The organism is Chryseobacterium sp. FG46, from assembly GCF_057809135.1.
This window is the reverse complement of record NZ_JBMDJJ010000046.1, coordinates 1-18290: the sequence shown is the minus strand read 5'-3', so window position 1 is coordinate 18290 and position 18290 is coordinate 1. Positions and strand designations below refer to the sequence as shown.

General features: G+C 35.0%; 15 protein-coding genes. 6 read left to right on the top strand and 9 right to left on the bottom strand.

What is annotated here, in order from left to right; genetic code table 11:
* Positions 1-74 precede the first annotated feature (74 nt).
* The 3 genes from ACODR7_RS20625 to hutH form a co-directional block, all read right to left on the bottom strand.
* Positions 75-1556: a S8 family peptidase gene (locus ACODR7_RS20625; RefSeq protein ID WP_488842051.1), complete on the bottom strand. Its 1482-nt coding sequence runs from the start codon at positions 1554-1556 to the stop codon at positions 75-77.
* A 90-nt stretch (positions 1557-1646) separates the two neighbouring features.
* Complete coding sequence (locus tag ACODR7_RS20620) at positions 1647-2093, bottom strand: GNAT family N-acetyltransferase (protein ID WP_488842050.1); 447 nt, start codon at positions 2091-2093, stop codon at positions 1647-1649.
* Between the two features lie 114 nt (positions 2094-2207).
* Positions 2208-3695, bottom strand: coding sequence for a histidine ammonia-lyase (hutH, locus tag ACODR7_RS20615; RefSeq protein ID WP_488842049.1), 1488 nt, complete (start codon positions 3693-3695; stop codon positions 2208-2210).
* A 130-nt stretch (positions 3696-3825) separates the two neighbouring features.
* On the opposite strand from hutH, the gene ACODR7_RS20610 reads away from it, so the two are divergent.
* Together ACODR7_RS20610 and uvrC are read left to right on the top strand one after the other, a co-directional pair.
* Entirely contained in the window at positions 3826-4587 is a 762-nt protein-coding gene (locus tag ACODR7_RS20610; protein ID WP_488842047.1) for a hypothetical protein, read from the top strand.
* 84 nt (positions 4588-4671) lie between these two features.
* On the top strand, positions 4672-6465 hold the full coding sequence (uvrC, locus tag ACODR7_RS20605) for an excinuclease ABC subunit UvrC (protein ID WP_488842045.1): 1794 nt from the start codon (positions 4672-4674) through the stop codon (positions 6463-6465).
* Positions 6466-6879: 414 nt separating this feature from the next.
* Here the strand turns inward: uvrC and ACODR7_RS20600 are convergent, their stop codons facing one another.
* From ACODR7_RS20600 to ACODR7_RS20590, 3 genes are read right to left on the bottom strand one after another with little or no spacing between them, the layout of a single operon-like run.
* The gene (locus tag ACODR7_RS20600) at positions 6880-7626 is read right to left on the bottom strand and encodes a hypothetical protein (RefSeq protein WP_488842043.1); all 747 of its coding nucleotides are present in this window, start codon (positions 7624-7626) and stop codon (positions 6880-6882) included.
* A 10-nt stretch (positions 7627-7636) separates the two neighbouring features.
* Positions 7637-8719 (bottom strand): putative type IX sorting system protein PorV2, encoded by a 1083-nt coding sequence (locus ACODR7_RS20595; RefSeq protein WP_034693290.1) that lies wholly within the window; start codon positions 8717-8719, stop codon positions 7637-7639.
* Between the two features lie 13 nt (positions 8720-8732).
* On the bottom strand, positions 8733-9611 hold the full coding sequence (locus tag ACODR7_RS20590) for a DMT family transporter (protein WP_488842040.1): 879 nt from the start codon (positions 9609-9611) through the stop codon (positions 8733-8735).
* Positions 9612-9997: 386 nt separating this feature from the next.
* Here ACODR7_RS20590 and ACODR7_RS20585 point away from each other — a divergent pair, with 386 nt between their 5' ends.
* A complete protein-coding gene (locus tag ACODR7_RS20585) occupies positions 9998-11626 on the top strand; it encodes an acyl-CoA carboxylase subunit beta (RefSeq protein ID WP_488842039.1) in 1629 nt (542 codons plus the stop codon).
* 64 nt (positions 11627-11690) lie between these two features.
* Here ACODR7_RS20585 and ACODR7_RS20580 read toward each other — a convergent pair whose 3' ends face one another.
* Together ACODR7_RS20580 and ACODR7_RS20575 are read right to left on the bottom strand one after the other, a co-directional pair.
* On the bottom strand, positions 11691-12137 hold the full coding sequence (locus ACODR7_RS20580) for a hypothetical protein (protein WP_488842038.1): 447 nt from the start codon (positions 12135-12137) through the stop codon (positions 11691-11693).
* A gap of 389 nt (positions 12138-12526) precedes the next feature.
* Positions 12527-12796, bottom strand: a complete 270-nt coding sequence (locus tag ACODR7_RS20575; protein ID WP_488842036.1) for a hypothetical protein — start codon at positions 12794-12796, stop codon at positions 12527-12529.
* A gap of 526 nt (positions 12797-13322) precedes the next feature.
* Here ACODR7_RS20575 and ACODR7_RS20570 point away from each other — a divergent pair.
* The 3 genes from ACODR7_RS20570 (at position 13323) to ACODR7_RS20560 (ending at position 17305) form a co-directional block, all read left to right on the top strand.
* Positions 13323-14798, top strand: coding sequence for a hypothetical protein (locus ACODR7_RS20570; protein WP_488842034.1), 1476 nt, complete (start codon positions 13323-13325; stop codon positions 14796-14798).
* 130 nt (positions 14799-14928) lie between these two features.
* Positions 14929-16710 (top strand): hypothetical protein, encoded by a 1782-nt coding sequence (locus tag ACODR7_RS20565; protein ID WP_488842032.1) that lies wholly within the window; start codon positions 14929-14931, stop codon positions 16708-16710.
* An 85-nt stretch (positions 16711-16795) separates the two neighbouring features.
* Positions 16796-17305 (top strand): hypothetical protein, encoded by a 510-nt coding sequence (locus tag ACODR7_RS20560; RefSeq protein WP_488842030.1) that lies wholly within the window; start codon positions 16796-16798, stop codon positions 17303-17305.
* Between the two features lie 200 nt (positions 17306-17505).
* Here ACODR7_RS20560 and ACODR7_RS20555 read toward each other — a convergent pair whose 3' ends face one another.
* Entirely contained in the window at positions 17506-17655 is a 150-nt protein-coding gene (locus ACODR7_RS20555; protein WP_488842029.1) for a hypothetical protein, read from the bottom strand.
* Positions 17656-18290: the final 635 nt, after the last annotated feature.

The following is an 18290-nucleotide window of genomic DNA, read 5'->3' as shown; positions in this document are numbered from 1 at the left end:
AATTTATTTACTTTTTAACAAGAAAAACCGCCTCAGTTGTGAGACGGCTTCTTTTCTTTTTATGGAATTATTATTTATTGTACCGCTTTCAGAACATTGATATTTCCGTAGCCGTAACTTGAATTCACATTAGGATAATAGGTTGCAGACTGTCTCATTTTGGTAAGAACCTGATCTCTTGTCCATGATGGATTTTTAGCCCAAACCAGCGCTGCAATTCCCGCCGTAGCTGCAGTAGCTACCGAAGAACCTCCCACATAATCTGCCTGGCCGTTGTAATAGCTCAGAACCGGAACAGTATTTCCTGAAGCTCTTTCCATCTGGAAAGTAAAATCAATCTGGCTTCCTGAGTGGCACACATCACATTTCTGATTGGAAGTATTCTCTTTTACACCGGTTATCGCCTGAGTTTCCGGCATTGATGCAGGAAAAATTACTCCAACAAAGCTGGTAAAACTGGTTGAAGTACCTCCGGCGCAGAAAATCAGTTTCCCTTTAGAATAAGCATATTTGACACCGTCCTCAATTTTTCCAACGGAGAAGATGTGCCCCATTGACATTGAGATGATCTTCACATTGGTATTGTTACCCAGTTCCGTGAAAGCTGTTTTTACAGCAGTCTGCTCACTGGATGTTTCAAGAACAACATTTTCTGCAGCTCTGTAGGCGATCAGATTAGCATTATAAGCTACTCCTACAGGTAATCCTGCGTTATTTCTTGGAGCTGCCATTACCGAAGCCATTTTCGTTCCGTGCCCGCACTGATCTCCTGATCCGTCTGAATTATACACTCCGTATTTACTGATTGTTCTTCCCGAAGAAGCTCCATTATTAAAACTTCCTCCCAATAAAGTCTGTTCAGGAGAAACTCCGGTATCAATAAGTCCGATGGTCACACCAGCTCCGGTACTGTAGCTCCAGGCCTCAGGAATGCTGTGTCTGGTGAAAGCCCAAGGTATTTTTGCACCTGGCGTTGTTGAAGTATAGTCTGCAGTACTTAATGTAGATGATGAAAATCCGCATCCTGACGAACCACTTCCTGAAGATTTTGCAGCTGCATTATATTGAGCTTCAAATTCAAAATAATGATAATCTGCCGGTTCTATATATCGGATGTTTTTCATTTGTCGAAGAGCGGAAACCGTTTCTTCATTTTCTATCACAACATCCATCTGATTAAGATACTGATCTGAAAGGAGAAGGAAATTTCTCTCTTCTTTTCCTTCATATTTTTTGATTACGGAAAGAACTTCTTTTTCAATATCATTGCTGTTTGGAGATTTACTTCTGTCGAAATCATCTTTAGAAGTTCCAAAACCGATAGATACCATTTTATTTCCGCGGAAAATAGCACTCCATACGAAATGATCAGATTCATTCTTCCAGTTAAAAGTACCGTCCGTTTTAATTGCCTGATTGATCCTTTCGTTGATCTGTTTTGCTGTCAGCGGATCTTTCTGAGACATTTCAGTTCTTACATTTTCGTTCTGAAGTTCTTCTCTGGAACACGAGTTTAGGGCAAAAAATATTGCCAGTAGGAATACAGTTTTTTTCATATGTTATAATTTTGGTTGGAACCACAATATAACACTTTACTGAGAATTAAAAATTAAAAAAAATGAATTTAGCATGACATGAATATTAAATTATAGTGCTTTTTCGTAACACATACTCTTCTCAACTCCAATGTATTGCCCATAATTTGGTATTCTGTTAAACCCGCTTTTTTCGTATACTGAAATTGCATTTTTGAGATCCCGGGAGGTTTCCAGGACTGCTTTTTTAAAATTCAATTCTGTAGCCCAGTTTTCAAGTTCTTTTACAATGGCAGAGCCTAATCCTTTTTTTCTGAATTCCGGATGGGTAAACATTCTTTTTATTTCTACGGTATCTTCTGAAAAGGGCTTGAATGCTCCACACGCTGCAGGAATACCGTCTATATAAGCTACGAGACAGTTTTTAATGGTATCAATTGTATTGAACTGAGCAAAGAAACCGTCATCTTCTCCATTATGCTCTGATAAAGTAGCATCCAGGGATTTTACGAGATTTTGAAAATCTTTATGGCTGGAATCTGTTCTGTATATGTGCATTTTTATTTGATTAAAAGATGAATGTGCATAGAATCAAACCTTATAGGTTTAAACCCAGCATTATTGATTAAAAAAACGAAAAGCTCCCTTTCGGAAGCCTTTGCTTTATTTTTATTAGTTGACAACAAATTTTCTTTCGTTAATTAACTCAGCAATTGCGAGCATATCTTTACCAATCAGTCTGTCGTCTTCCAGCTTGGCAACTTTGGAACGAAGAATCGCAAAGTTTTCTTCAATTACTTTAGAACATTTTGCAGGTCTTCTGAATTCAAGTCCCTGAGCAGCAAACATCAGCTCAACAGACAGAATATTCACAAGATTTCCAAGCACCTGATTGAATTTTCTTCCTGAAATACTTCCCATAGAAACATGGTCTTCCTGTCCTAAACTTGTAGGAATAGAGTCTGCCGATGCAGGGAAACATAATGTCTTATTCTCTGTAACCAAGGCAGCTGAAGTATACTGAGGAATCATAAATCCGGAATTCAATCCTGAGCTTTCTGTTAATAATCTTGGAAGTCCATACTTTCCTTCTAACAATAAGTAACTTCTTCTGTCTGAAATATTCCCTAATTCTGCTGCGGCTAATGTAGCATAGTCTAAAGGAAGTGCCATCAGCTGTCCGTGGAAGTTTCCACCTGAAATAGATTCTTCGGCACTTAATACAATCGGATTATCGGTAACGGAATTCAATTCTGTTTCTGCCATTCCTCTAAGGTGCTCAAAAGCATTTCTGCTGGCTCCGTGAACCTGTGGTACACATCTCATGGAATAAGGATCCTGAACTCTTTCACAATCTTCGTGAGCTTTTAAATTTTCTGATCCCTTTAAGAACTTAAGCATTCTTGCCGCTACTTTTTTACTGCCTTCAAAAGGTCTGATCTCGTGAAGCTCTTTTTTGAAAGGGCTTGCAGAACCTCTGTACGCTTCAATACTCATGGCAGCAGTCATATCCGCCAGGTCCAGTAAATATTCAAATTTTTCAAGTCCTTTGATTGCATGAGCAAGGATAAACTGCGTACCATTGATCAATCCTAATCCTTCTTTTGGGCCTAAAGCTAATGGTTCAAGGTCGTGTTTTTTAAGAACATCTATTGTTTCGGAAACCTGATCTCCTTCCCAAACTTGTCCTAAACCAAGCAAAGGCAGTACAAGATGTGCTAGTGGAGCAAGGTCTCCTGAGGCCCCTACAGATCCTTGTTCAGGAACCACCGGAATGATATCTTTCTCAAGCATCAGAATCATTCTTTCAATTACTTCCAGGGAAACGCCTGAAAATCCTTTCGAAAGAGCATGTACTTTGGCAATCATCATAATCTTGGAAAGCTCTTTATCAATAGGCTTCCCTACACCCACTGCATGAGAAATGATCAGGTTATATTGTAACTGAGCGGTTTCGTCCGCTGAAATTTTAGTATCACATAATGGTCCGAATCCTGTATTGATTCCATATACGCATCTGTCAGACTCTACTATCTTCTGTACGTTTTTCTGAGATTTTAAGATTTGTTCTTTTGAAGCTTTATTAAGCTTTGCTTTATTTGGCTTTTTACAGATTTCCAGAACATCATGGAAAGTAAAAACATCTACTCCGTATATCATTTCTAAAAAATTTTCTTAAAATTACGCATTTCACAATAATTGGAAAAGCTAAATTTTAATCTTCTATATTTTTATAAAACAAGCGAATTAATTTACTACTTTTAGCCCCGAAAATTAAAAACAATAATACATGAGACTGAAAACTCTACTCCTTGCTTTATGTGTAGCAAGCACAGCTGCTTTCGCCCAGAAAGTAAAATATTCAAAAGAAGAAAGAAAAGAAATGAACCGCTATCTGTTTAACGAAGGTTTCAATACCGCAACAGATAAAAAGGTTTCCACCATTATTTTAAAGGATAATACAGAACATCAGGGTTACAGTAAATCCTGGGAAAAACAGAGGGGACAGATTCTTTCCATCACCATTGAAGATGTTGATACCAGAAAGCCTGTAAAATTCGAGGCAGCAGATATTGCTGAAATGTATTTGTATGCTACAGAGACTGAAAAATCTATGAAAGCAGCAAAGTTCATTTCAAACATGAGAAATTACAGCACAAAAAAATACGGTAAATCTGTGACCAACGATGCCATTCCTTACGAAAACCAGATTGTTTCTTTAAAAAACAAGAAAGAGCCCAAAGCTTTCTTAATGCAGGTGATCAATCCTGAATTTAATGAACTTATTACGGTTTATCATGATCCTTTTGCTTCAGAAACAGTGAGTACAGGATTTGCCGGTGCCCCAGCATTTGGAGGCGGTGTTATCAAATCTTATTATATAAAGAAAGGTAATAAAGTAATGTGGCTTCACAAAGATGATTTTGAGGATAACTATGACTTTTTATTTGGTGATAATCCCGAATTCATGAAAAAGTATCCAAAAAATTCTGTAGAATGGAATTATTTAAGCTTTCTGATCTACCAGTATACCGAAATGAACCACGGATAAGACAGACTATCAAAATACAGAACCTGTAGAGCCATCTGCAGGTTTTTCTTTTTTAAATAGGGAAAGTTTCCTTAATTTTGTTATATGAATCCTTCTTTAGAACTACAGCTCAAAACCTTACCATCCGAACCCGGCGTTTATCGTTATTATGATAAAAACGAACAGCTTTTGTATGTGGGGAAAGCTAAAAATCTTAAAAAGAGGGTTCTATCCTACTTCAACAAAAACCTTTCCGGATACAGGATCAAAATAATGGTCAGCAAAATCCAGCGACTGGAAACCACGATTGTCAACAGTGAATATGATGCTTTGTTATTGGAAAATAATCTGATCAAGGAGTATCAGCCGTTTTATAATGTCATGTTGAAGGATGACAAAACCTATCCATGGATTTGTATCAAAAATGAAGATTTCCCTCGAATTTTTCTGACCCGAAATATGATTAAAGACGGATCAGAATATTATGGTCCGTATGCAAAAGTACGTCCTGCAAAGATATTGCTGGATACAATAAAACACATTTATAAGCTTAGAACATGTAACCTGAATCTTTCTCCAGCCAAGATTGCGGATGGAAAATATAAAGTCTGCCTGGAATATCACATCAAAAACTGCGAAGGCCCATGTGAAGACCTTGAAAGCAAGGAAGATTATGACGAAAAAATAGATGCCATCCGCGGAATTATCAAAGGAGATTTCCGTAAAGCAAAGGATTATCTGGTGAATCAGATGATGAAACTGGCTTCCAATCTTAAATTTGAAGAGGCTCAGATTATTAAGGAAAGACTGGATATTCTTGAAGATTATCAGGCTAAAAACACCGTAGTAAATCCCAATATTGATGATGTAGATGTTTTCGGAATGACGAGTGATGAGACCGCTGCTTATGTCAATTTCTTTAAAATCAGAAACGGGAATATCATCCAGAGTTTTACTACCGAGATTAAAAAGATTCTTGAGGAGACTGATGAAGACATTATGGAGGAAGCTTTGATAGAGATCCGTCAGAAATTTTCTTCAGATTCTAAAGAAGTTCTTTTACCATTTCATCTTTCTGTAGAAATCCCCAATGTAAAGCTGATTGTTCCTAAGGTAGGAGACAAAAAGAGAATTGTAGAGCTTTCTGAAAAAAATGCTAAAGAATACCGTCTTGAAAAATTGAAGCAGGTTCAGATTGTAGATCCTGAAAGACATACCAACAGAATCATGGCTGAAATGCAGAAATTGTTGAGAATGCCTGTAGAGCCAAGACATATTGAAGGTTTTGATAACTCAAATATTCAGGGAACGAATCCTGTGTCTGCATGTGTTGTTTTTAAAGACGGAAAACCGAGTAAAGCAGATTACAGAATTTTCCATCCTAAAACGGTCGAAGGGCCTAATGATTTTGCAACGATGGAAGAAGTAATTTACCGCCGTTACAAAAGAATGCTTGATGAAGGAGAAAGTCTTCCTCAACTAATTCTTATTGATGGCGGAAAAGGTCAACTGTCTTCTGCTGTTAAAAGCCTGAGGTTATTAGGACTTTATGGAAAAATTACCATTGTAGGAATCGCCAAGAGGCTGGAAGAAATATTCTTTCCGGAAGATCCTATTCCTTTATATCTTGATAAAAAATCTGAAACGTTGAAAATCCTTCAACGTGTACGTGATGAGGCCCACCGATTTGGGGTAAAACATCACAGAACAAGAAGGAAAAATTCTACTATAAAATCTGAACTGGAAGAAATTCCTGGTGTGGGAGAAAAAACTATTGAACTGCTTCTGTCTAAACTGAAGTCTGTAAAACGTATCAAAGAAGCTAATCTGGAAACCCTGGAAGAAATTTTAGGGAAAAGTAAGGCGAAAGTAATTTGGGATTTTTTTAATACCAATTAATTATTGTGTGGTACCAACTGTTAAATTTTCTTAATGAAAATCCGCTTTTCATAGGATTTTACAACTATTTGCTATTTCATTAACAAGGGACAAAAAAATCAAATATTTTTCAATGCAAAATGAAATAAAACAACAAAATAAACATATAAATAAATATTTTGTTAAATAATAGCATTATTTATATTTTTTTCATAAATTAGTGTTATCAACTAATAACGATAATACTATGAAAATGATCTCCAATTTATCAATCTTTTAAATTTAACATTATACATCTTCATGGTAATCGTTTTTTCTAAAAAAGATAAAATCGCATTTCAAATTTCCGGAACTATGAAAAACACATCAGCATATATATTATAAAAGGCTCTTTTTTTCAAGAGCCTTTTATGTTTTTATTTCTGCTTGTGAAAATTATTTTGCCACAAATACTTCTTTGGAATACCTTCCGTCTGCCTGCGGAATATCTATCACAATATTCCTATTTTCAAAATATCCGATGGTGGTATTCCCATCAGCCATTTTTACAAGGAAAACAGAGCTCTTTGAAGTTGCTTTGAAAACAGCAAACGGTACTGAGCTTCCGGATTTTGCCAGAATAAACTGATTAGGCTCAATCTGTATTTTCTGAAGATCCAGTTTTCCGTTTGAGTAATCGCTCCCCTCCTGATTTGTTGTTGATGCCACAGGCTCAGACTGTGAGGAATTCTGAACAGCATTACTATTGTTAGCAGCAGGCAGCATTTCTACCGGGTTGGAGAATGCTACATATGTTAAAGCCTGCTTCAATGCATCAGGAAACCCCTCTTCAAATTCTTTTATATCTGAACGTCCTTTAGATTCAAAAATCACCTTTTTGTTGCAGTCTCTGAACTGTAGAATTACTTTATTTGTAAACAAGCTCTTATCATTCAATACTTCAGCATTAACTACATTACATGAATTATTTTTAGCCTCAGATGGCCATTTATCCATAGCCTCAGTTAAAATTTCATATTTCTTTTCCTGTAACACTTTAGCAAGATAAGCTTCCAATCCGAAACTGCTATTCTTAAAGGTTTTAAATTTTTCAGGAATCACCACATATCTATAGTCGGTAATCTTTTGGGTAAAAGCCAATGTTGAGCTTACTACCAACATCAGCATTAATAACTTTTTCATTTCTACAGTTTTAATCGTTTCTGAATGCTCCCATATCCAGTTTTAAAGAGAAGAAATTGGAATAGAAATTAGATCCGCCAATCCCCGAATTCGTAATGGCATAATCCAGCGTTAGCCCTCTATATCTGATCCCAAGACCCGCACTTGGCTGGAAAGAAACTTTTCTTTTAAGATCCTCTATATCTGTAATAGACTGGAATCTGTTGATCCCCAATCTTACAAAAATCATTTTCTGATAGCCTAATTCAGCTCCGGCATATGGACTGATACTGGCAAAGTCGGTGGAAATTAATGACGCAGTTTTAGCAAAATCCACATTGATCCCGGCTTCCGGTAATACATAAACACTGCTATTGATTTCGAATAATTTGCTGGCACCTACATTGAGTTTAGGCATTGTAAGTTCCAGTTTATCTTTAGGAGCAGGGTTGAATTCCTCCCCGTTTACAACAGTAGAAAGTTCTTTCTGATTGATCGTCCAGAAGTTTACGGTAGTGGTAATATCTCTCACCATTCCTCCAAACTTCCAGCCGTTATCTGCCTTATAAATTGCTCCAACATCGAAACCAAAACCATATCCATTCGCAAATTTACCCACATTTCTATAGACAATTTTAGCATTCACCCCAACATCCAGTTTAGGATTTCCTCCCGGTCTGAATGCATAAGAAAGAATAGCTGCATAATCGGATTGAGAAAACTTGGTAATTTTATCATAATCAATGTTCCCTTCAGAATCGATCATCTGAGTTGTATTCAAAATATTATCTACTCCAAGTCTTACTACGGAAACACCAAATACGCCTTCTTCAAGTACTTTTGCATAAGCCAGATAATCATACTTTGCGATAGACTCAAAGTATTCAGCATGCATTGCTGCTCCCTGCCAGTCTCTTTCAACAGACATCAAACCTGCAGGGTTCCACATAGGAGAATATACATCATCCTGGTTGGTAATTACCGCCCCTCCCATGGCAAGGCCTCTTGCTCCAGCTCCGATATTTAAGAATTCATTGGAATATTTCCTGATAATCTGAGATTGAGAAAGCCCAAACAACAGTGAAAATGCAAGTAAAAAATATTTTTTCATCATATAAATTTGATGCTTAGTTTAAGTTTTTAGTTTTTCTGGCTTTTATTAATCCGTTTGCAATGATTGCCAGTATCATAACACCTGAAGCGACATAAAATATTGGGCTCATATGTTCTGATTCCCCAAAGATAAAAAAAGCTAGTATAATTCCGTAGACCGGCTCTAAATTAACTGTTAAAATTAACGTAAAAGGTGATATATATTTCATTAAATTAACAGATTCCAGCATTGGAAAAGCAGTAAAAACACTGGCTAACAAGCATATTAACGACAGATCTCTGTAGTTTATTTCGTTCATCTGAAAAATTTGCCCCGAAAGCAAATAAAATATCATTAAAATAAACCAACCACAGAAGATTTCATAAAAAATTATGTTTCCAGAACTTGTTTTCCCAAACATCTTACCATTAAAAACAGAAAAAACAGTACCGAATACGGCACTCAGAATTCCATAAATAATGCCTTCTTTAAAATGAAATTCTGTCTTAAAGATCAATAGTATACAAGCTACGATAACTGTTCCCATTACCACTTCAGATACATCTATCTTTCTTTTAAAAATAACAGGCTCAAGAATGGAGGCAAAAAGTGTTGATAAGGATAGACAGCTTAGCGCAATAGAAACATTGGAAACTTTAATAGAATAAAAAAAGCAATACCAATGGAGTGCCATAGCAAAACCTATTGTCGCCAGCTGAAAAAATATTTTTTTAGAAACCTTTATGCTTTCTTTTTTAAAAAATCTGATAAATACATACAGAAAGATAGAAGCAAACAACATTCTGTAAAATACAAGAATCTGGGCATTGGCTTGAATCAATTTTCCTAAAATTGCAGTGAATCCCCATAAAAAAATTATTAAATGCAACCTGAAAAGTGCCAATTTATGCATAACCTATCTCCTTTAAATTTTTAACGTGCAAATTTACAAATAGCAAATGCAAAATATTGATAAAAAGATAATTTTAATCTAAAAAAAGTTAAAAGAAATTAAAATAATAACTACACCGCCAAAAAAACCCTGAAAATTTGTTAAACTTTCAGGGCCTTCAAATAATAAACTATTAAAAAAATAAACTAGGAACTTAGAGTATTTTGCAGAGAATACCATCTCTGTTACTCTAGTGTAAAGTTAGAAAAAATATAAATTATTTAAAAATATTTTTTAGTTAAAAATTTCACAATTTACTAGAAACCAAATAATTAAACATCTGTTTTACTTCCAATTTATATTCCTCATAAAAATAGTATCTTTAAGCGTGAAAAATTGAAAATTTTATGGACATCGAATTCAATAAACGAGAAGATCAGAACAGATTAAAATTATCTGAAATAAATCGCTTACTCACCGAAATTAAAAAAGGTGGTGGTGAAAAGAGGCTTCAAAAGCTTCGTGATGAAGGAAAAATGACAGCAAGAGAAAGAATAGATTATCTTCTCGATAAAGATTCAGATTCCATAGAAATTGCAGCATTTGCAGGATACGAAATGTATCAGGAGCATGGAGGATGCCCTAGCGGAGGCGTTGTAGTAGTTATTGGCTACGTTTCCGGAAGACAGTGTATTATTGTCGCTAATGATGCTTCTGTAAAAGCCGGTGCCTGGTTTCCTATCACAGGAAAGAAAAACCTGAGAGCACAGGAAATTGCTATGGAAAACAAACTTCCAATCATTTATCTGGTAGACTCTGCAGGAGTTTATCTTCCTATGCAGGATGAGATATTTCCGGATAAAGAGCATTTTGGAAGAATTTTCAGAAACAATGCTAAGATGAGTTCTATGGGAATCATCCAGATATCAGCTGTTATGGGGAGTTGTGTAGCCGGCGGTGCCTATCTTCCCATCATGAGCGATGAAGCTATGATTGTGGATAAAACAGGCTCTATTTTCCTTGCAGGAAGTTATCTGGTAAAGGCCGCTATCGGAGAAAGTATTGATAATGAAACATTGGGTGGAGCAACTACTCACTGCTCTATTTCAGGTGTGACGGATTATAAAGCTAAAGATGATAAAGATGCTCTGAACAGAATCAAAACCATCATGAAATCTGTAGGAACTACTGAAAAAGCAGGTTTCGACAGAATAGAAAGTTTTCCGCCAAAAGAAAATCCTAAAAATATTTTTGGAATTATGCCGGCTTCAAGAACCGAGCAATATGATACATACGAAATCATCAAATGCCTGGTTGATAATTCCGAATATGAAGAATATAAACCAGACTATGGCAAGAGTATTATTTGTGCCACTGCCAGAATTGACGGTTGGTCTGTGGGAATTGTAGCCAATCAGAGAAAGCTGGTAAAAAGCGGTAAGGGAGAAATGCAGTTCGGAGGAGTTATTTATTCTGATTCTGCAGATAAGGCAACGCGATTTATTGCCAATTGCAACCAAAGAAAAATACCATTGGTCTTTTTACAGGACGTAACGGGTTTCATGGTAGGATCAAAGTCTGAACATGGAGGAATTATAAAGGATGGAGCTAAAATGGTAAACGCCGTTTCCAATTCTGTTGTCCCCAAATTTACAATTATAACAGGAAACTCTTATGGAGCCGGGAATTATGCAATGTGTGGAAAAGCTTATGATCCTCGATTAATTGTAGCATGGCCTTGGGCAGATCTAGCCGTAATGGGCGGGACACAGGCTGCAAAAGTTTTAGCTCAGATTCAGGAATCTACCCTGAAAAAACAAGGAAAAGAAATTTCAGAAGAAGAGCATAATGAAATCTTAGAGACTATTTCTAAAAGATATCAAAAGCAAACAGAAGCTACCTACGCAGCAGCAAGACTTTGGACTGATGCTATTATTAATCCTACAGATACCAGAAAATGGATTTCTATGGGTATTGAAGCCGCTAATCACTCTCCTATTACTGAAAAATTTAATTTGGGAGTCATCCAGGTATAATAAATGTTTACATAAAAATATTACAATAAAAGGTGTGAAAATTTTCACACCTTTTATTGCATAACTATATGATAAACAGAATAATCGTTATTAATATTTTCATAGAATTGGCATCCGAAGGGTCAGCTCCGAGATAAACAGGTGCTGCTGTGGAATACCTGTTAAATAAGGTCGTCCCAATCCAGGATTCGACCTGTACAGAGAAAGTATAATTTGTTCCTGCATTTAACTGAACGATCTTTGTTGTTGAACAGTAATTCCATAGTCTCACTAAATTTTGCCCGTCCCAGGCAGAATAATATTGCGATGAAATCTTGACTCCGTTTAACATGAGATCTATACTCCCCTGAACATTAGAACCCGTTGTTTGCGGCAAAGGTAAAGCTGTTACCGTAACAAGTGTATTTACATTCACTGTCGGTGTAAAAGTAATGGTCCCCCCCGGAATAGCCATAGGACTTGCTCCTGAAATGGCAACTGATGATGTACCTTGGGCAAAGTAGGAACCCAACAATATATTTTTTTAAAAATTTTAATTTATGGAACAAATGTATTGCCGGAGTCAATCACATTTGCTAAAGCAGCATACATCATGGACACGCATATAATAACATATTGATTATAAATTAGATAACCCAATAAAAACACTAAAATTCATTTAGCCTAAAAGAAAGTTTTTTCTAAAATAGTCTTATTTTTGCATTCGATGATATATTTTAAAAACATACATAGATTTATGGTTCTTGTCGGAATCATTTAAACAAGGCTCTTACGCCAAACAAACCAAGCAGAATATTTTGCTGAAAAAACCAGGATTGACACCGTTATTAATTCTTTCGAAACCAGAAATTGATTTTTCATGAATAGTGCTTCGAATAACTCTCCTATTACTGAGAAGTTTTAATTTAGATATAACACAAATATGTATAGTTCATTATCAAAGTATTTCTCATCCTTTGTCTCCCCATTACGAGGATTCTCTTTAATATTCCCGATTATTTCTTTTTGCTCTAAAAGATCTCTGAAATTTTTACTGTCAATACCAGAATCAGCATTGAGAAATAATCCCTTACACTCTATATCTGCATCATTCAGAAGACCTAAAATATCTTCTAAAGTGTCTTCAATATTATAAAGGTCATGATGCTCTCCGCTTATTGGACTTCCCATTGAAAGCATTTGCCCCTGGTTGTCACAGAGAAAAATACAATTAGTAGTATTGGATGATTTTCTTCCCTGATACCCTGCCGATTCTCCTCCCGTTCTGCTGCGGGTATGGCTTCCATGTAATTGTACACTGGAAAGATCTAATTTCTTTTTATTATTCTGGAGAAGAGAAATCCAAATTCGTCTGAAAGAACCGTCCTTATATCATTTATTGAAATAATAATAAAATAATTGCCAGCTTATTGTTTCTTGTGAAAAATATTCTTTCAGACTCAATTCCCGCCATTGGCAGCCCGTTTTCAATCGTTTTATAATGATCTTAAAGATTTTGCCTAAATCAAATCTCGTGGAAAATCCTCGTTTGCCTTCACTTAAATGAGGCAAAATCCATTTTTCCAGTTTATCTTTGCATATGAGTTCCAGATTTTAGTTCTTTTTTTGCAACTCTAAATTGCTAATTTTCTGGAGGCTCTTTCTTAGATAAGTTTAAACAGGTTCAATATAAAAAAGCCTAAAAATAAAATTCATCATGAAGAAATTTTACAATAAAATATACGTAATTGTAATAAATTTATTTTTATTGTGTTCTTCATTTTCTTTTTCCCAAAATCTTGAGCATAAAAAATACGATTCTATTCTTCTGAATAAACCCAGAGAAATGGCTAAAAACAACATTCCTCGAGAAAAGATTATTCAATGGAATTTGGAAATGCTGGAAAAAATGAAGAAAAAGGATTATAAAAAAGGAATCATTTGGGTATATACTAATTTGGCTAATCAATATTTAATCATTGGTAAATCTGACGTAGCTATGAAGTATATGAATAGAGCAAAAAATCTTGCAAATAAATATTCCACAGATTACTTCACAGTAGCAAGAATAAACCAAGAATACTCCCGGATTTATAATGCAGTGGATCTATACGAAATAGCACTTAAACATAATTCTAAAGGCATATATTACGGTAAAAAGATTGAAAACAGCTACGAAAAGAAGAAATTTTTACAGTATGCTTATGCATCAAGAGGAACTTATTATTATAATATTGAAAATAAGGATTCTGCCATCATTTATATAAAAAAATCTAACCAAATCGATGAAAATGCAAGTGTAATTTCTACAATAGCCAATCATTATCTTTCTTATTCCCCAAACCAAGACTCTGCAAGAAAATACCTTAATAATGCATTGCAGGTAATTAAAAAAAATCCAAAAAAAGTTGACGATTACCAGATTTCTATCACGAATTACTATTACGGCATTTTTTTCATGAAAGAAAAAGATTACGCTAATGCAGTTACCTATTTAGAAAAATCGCTTTTATATAGTAAAAAAGCAAAAAGCAAAGAGCAACTTCTAAATATTTATAAGAATTTGGCTGTAGGCTATAAAAATATAGGCGATAAAGAAAAAGAAAATGAAAGTTTGGAAAATTTATTAAAAATAACCGATACAATTCGTAAATCGCAAACAAAGACCATAGAAATATCCGTCAAAAAAGAAGAAGAAGAAAATAACGAAGAAAAAAAATCTATCCAAAAAACTGCATTATTATATGGTGGTATTGGTGTACTGATAAGTTTGTTGTTGCTCTTTTACTTTTATAATCAAAGCAAAAAGAAAAAAATACAAATCCAGAAAAAAGAACAGTTAATTGTTCAAAAAGAAAGTGAAACGGAAGACTTAAAACAAAAATTATCTACTACTATAAATGATAGCTTTGAAGAATTGGTAGAAATGGCCAAAGAAAACAATCCTGAATTTCTTCCGCGATTCAGAGAAGTTTATCCAGAATTTTGTGATAAGCTGGTTCAACTTGATCCCAAAATAACTTCAGATACATTAAAATTTTGTGCCCTTCTAAAGCTCAATTTTTCCACCAAAGAAATTTCCGATTATACCTTTGTAACGATTCGTGCAGTCCAAATTCGTAAAGGAAGGCTCCGAAAAAAACTTAATATTCCATCCAACATAGACTTAAATGTCTGGATGGTTAGTTTGTAAATTTTCATTTTTAACTTTCATAAAAACAACACAATCAGTGTTTTATGATTTGTGTTATCTATGTTGTATTCAAAAAATATCACTTGGATTTATTTTTTCGGATACTTGCTGAATGAAAAAAAATTTATAAATGAAAAAAACATCCTTTTTCCTTCTATTATATTTTGTTGCTATTCTAAAAGCACAAACAGCATTTACTTCTAGTACTATCAATATCACGGGTAGTAGTACTTCGTATGTTGCGACTGTGGAATATCCAGATTTTTTGACAGCTTTTACTACGGGATCAAGTTATCCACACAACTTTTCAGGTGCCAAAAACATCAAAGTTTCAACCATCACGGCACTTGGAAATACGTATTTCCCTTTAGGAATCACTCCACAAGTTTATTTAAGAAGAAACAATTTAAGCGGACAAGCAGGAGGCCAACCGCTTCCTTGGAATGACCGGCAAATTTTCTTTGCTGAAGGGACAACAGATGATATAAATCACACGATTAATGCGGTAACCACATATCCTGGCGTGTTAAATTCTACAGATCAACCCGCATTAAATGTATTACAAAGTGGTTATGTTAATTCAGGTATAGACAATATATTTACCAATATAGAAGTACCCAATACCGGAGGAAATAATAACGCTAACAATATAGAAAGAGTTGATTTTGTATACCCAATGCCAATAAAAGTGACCACAAGCAACTTAAACAGCGGAGGTATTGTGATTTCAAATAGAGGTAGAAATGATGATGGAATAATTTTCTCCGCCATCAAAAATACAACAGGAGGTAGTAACTCTGGCGCGGGGACTAATTATATCTATTCTGATATCATTTCTCTTAATACCACTTGGTCTCAAAAAAAAATAAATACAGGTTCTTTTACAAGCCTTTCAGCCTCAAGTACTAATTTATATACGATTCCTTCTTCCCTCACTTTTAGAGAAAGAGATACAGATGGAAGTTTAGATGACAAAACTTCTACAGGCAATCCTTCTGCTAATAGTTCACTTTCCTCACAATCAGTTTATGGTTTATTTTTTACTTTTCAAGATTTAGGATTGCAGATTGGGGATTATTTTTATGGGTTTTCTGTGGCTGCCCCAGATTTTCCGGTTTCGTCTGGTAGTACCGGGATGAACAGTTATTTAGACCCTACTTATTTCCCATTAAAAACAGATCAAGTCGTAGGAGGAGTAGACTTAATTTTAAATGGAGTATTTTATTTACTAAACGCATCCGGATATGTATGGAATGATATCAACGGAAATGGAGTTTTTGATTCCACAGAATCCTATACCAACGCCGGTGGTTTAAATGCTGTTTTACTTAATTCTTCAAATACAGTTGTGGAAGTTTCTCCGGTTGATGCCCTTACTGGTAGTTATATATTGAGTAACCTTACGCTTAATACAAGTGGTTACAAGATTGTACTGACTGCCAATAATCCTTCAATAGGAAGCATATATACTTCGGGTCCTTCATTATCCAATGGCTGGATAAATACTGCCGATGTTGTAGATTCGTCTAATTCAGCGGTTCAGGGAACAGAATTAGGAGTGATTGAGTTAGATACTCAATCTAATAATATCGTGAATCAAAATTTTGGAATCAAAGAAACCTATTGTTTTATGCCACCTACTACTTCCGGCACAGCATTGCCAACCAACCACGGCATAACCGCTTTGGGAAGGGGCGGAGCCGATAACGGAAACTGGCCAATGGTAAGAAACGGGGCTTGGACTGCCCTGGAAGCTAAAACCAAAGGTTTCGTAGTAAACAGGCTTACTACCTTGCAAAAAAATGCGCTTACACCGGTGGAAGGAATGATGGTTTATGATACAGATCTGGATTGTTTAAGTATTTATGACGGTGCCAGCTGGAAATGTTTTAACACACAAACTTGCCCCTAAAAATAGATGTAAATTTTTTACTTTGACAAAGACCAAAATCTTTGTTAAAGTTTTTCAAAAAGTTATTTTTTTTAATCAATCAACAATGAATAAATTAATCATATCAAGTATTTTACTCTTCTCATCTTTTGCATTTTCGCAGGTGGCAATCGGCAAAACTGCAGTAACCAATACTTCCGTGTCTTTAGAATTTGAAACCACCGAAGCAAGAGGACTTCTTTTACCGTGGGCAACTTCTGCCGCTTCTGTAACAGGTGCTGTAAACGGAACCCTCATCTTTGACACCACCGATAAAAAAGTAAAAGTAAAATATGCAACAGGCTGGAAAGACCTTAGCGGGGATAACACAGGAGTGGTAGACACCTCTCTTCAAGATCCTCTATCCGAAAACACAACTGCCAAAGTTTCCATAGGAACCCCTACTTCCACTCCTGGAATTCTGGTTCTGGAAGACACCAACAAAGCCATGATTTTACCCAAAGTAAATTCTTATGCAGACATTATAAATCCGGCAGCAGGAATGATGGTATATGTTAGATCTGCAAAACAATTGGCAGTATTCAACGGAACGGTTTGGAGCTTTTGGAAACCGTAATTCAATTTTCCTTCAGACTAAAAATGTATCCCTAACACAGATGACTTTATATCTTTTAATTTTCCATCTAACTCCTAAAGAATAGTCGGGAACTTTGGAAAAATGTTTTTTTAAAAAGCATTAAAGCAAATGAATAACATTAAATATGTGTAGATAATATTTAAACAAATAACTAAAACAAAGCATTAAATTTTTTAAAGCTAGTATTTTACAATCTGTTCTAAATTTTTATTCAGAACAGATTTTTCCTTTGTTACTTCACAAGATTGTTCATCAATATATTGATGTCTGCCTCCGAAGGAATATTGAGTTTTTTTTAGCATCGTCAATAGCGATATCTGCTTTTTCAAGATGCACCAATTTTTCTTTCCATTTTTTATTTTTATATTCAATTAAATGTATACCATACATATTCCCGCTATTAATTTATCGCATTTTCCCTATCAACAATACTGTTTTTCAAGAAAAGTAAGCGACAAAAGAACAATGGGACTATTATGGAAATACCACAAGCTATAGGTTACTATAAAAATTTATCTGAGTCTTAGGTATTGACAACAGTGTGTCTTATTCAGAAAGTTTCAATGTGCCAGATAGGGCCATTTCTAAGACAATTCCCGCAAAACTTACAACATATAAATAATTTACAATATAATCCTCATAATTAAAGTTCTCATAAGTATTATAAAAGGAAATAACTATCAGTAAAGAAAATCAGAACTAGCAGTTCCGTGAAAGAGAAGAGAGAGAAAGAAAAAACTTCTATTTCATATCCACACTGGCCATAATACCAAAATAGCCTCTTGATTTGAGACTATTTTTATTAATTCTATTTAGGTTGTATTATTTTATCTAAACAATGTATATATGAGCGTATGTTTGATGTAAGTTCATAAAAAAAGTCTCATACAAATAAATGTATGAGACTTTAAATAAAAACTGGCGGCGGCCTACTCTCCCGCGTTAGCAGTACCATCGGCGCTGG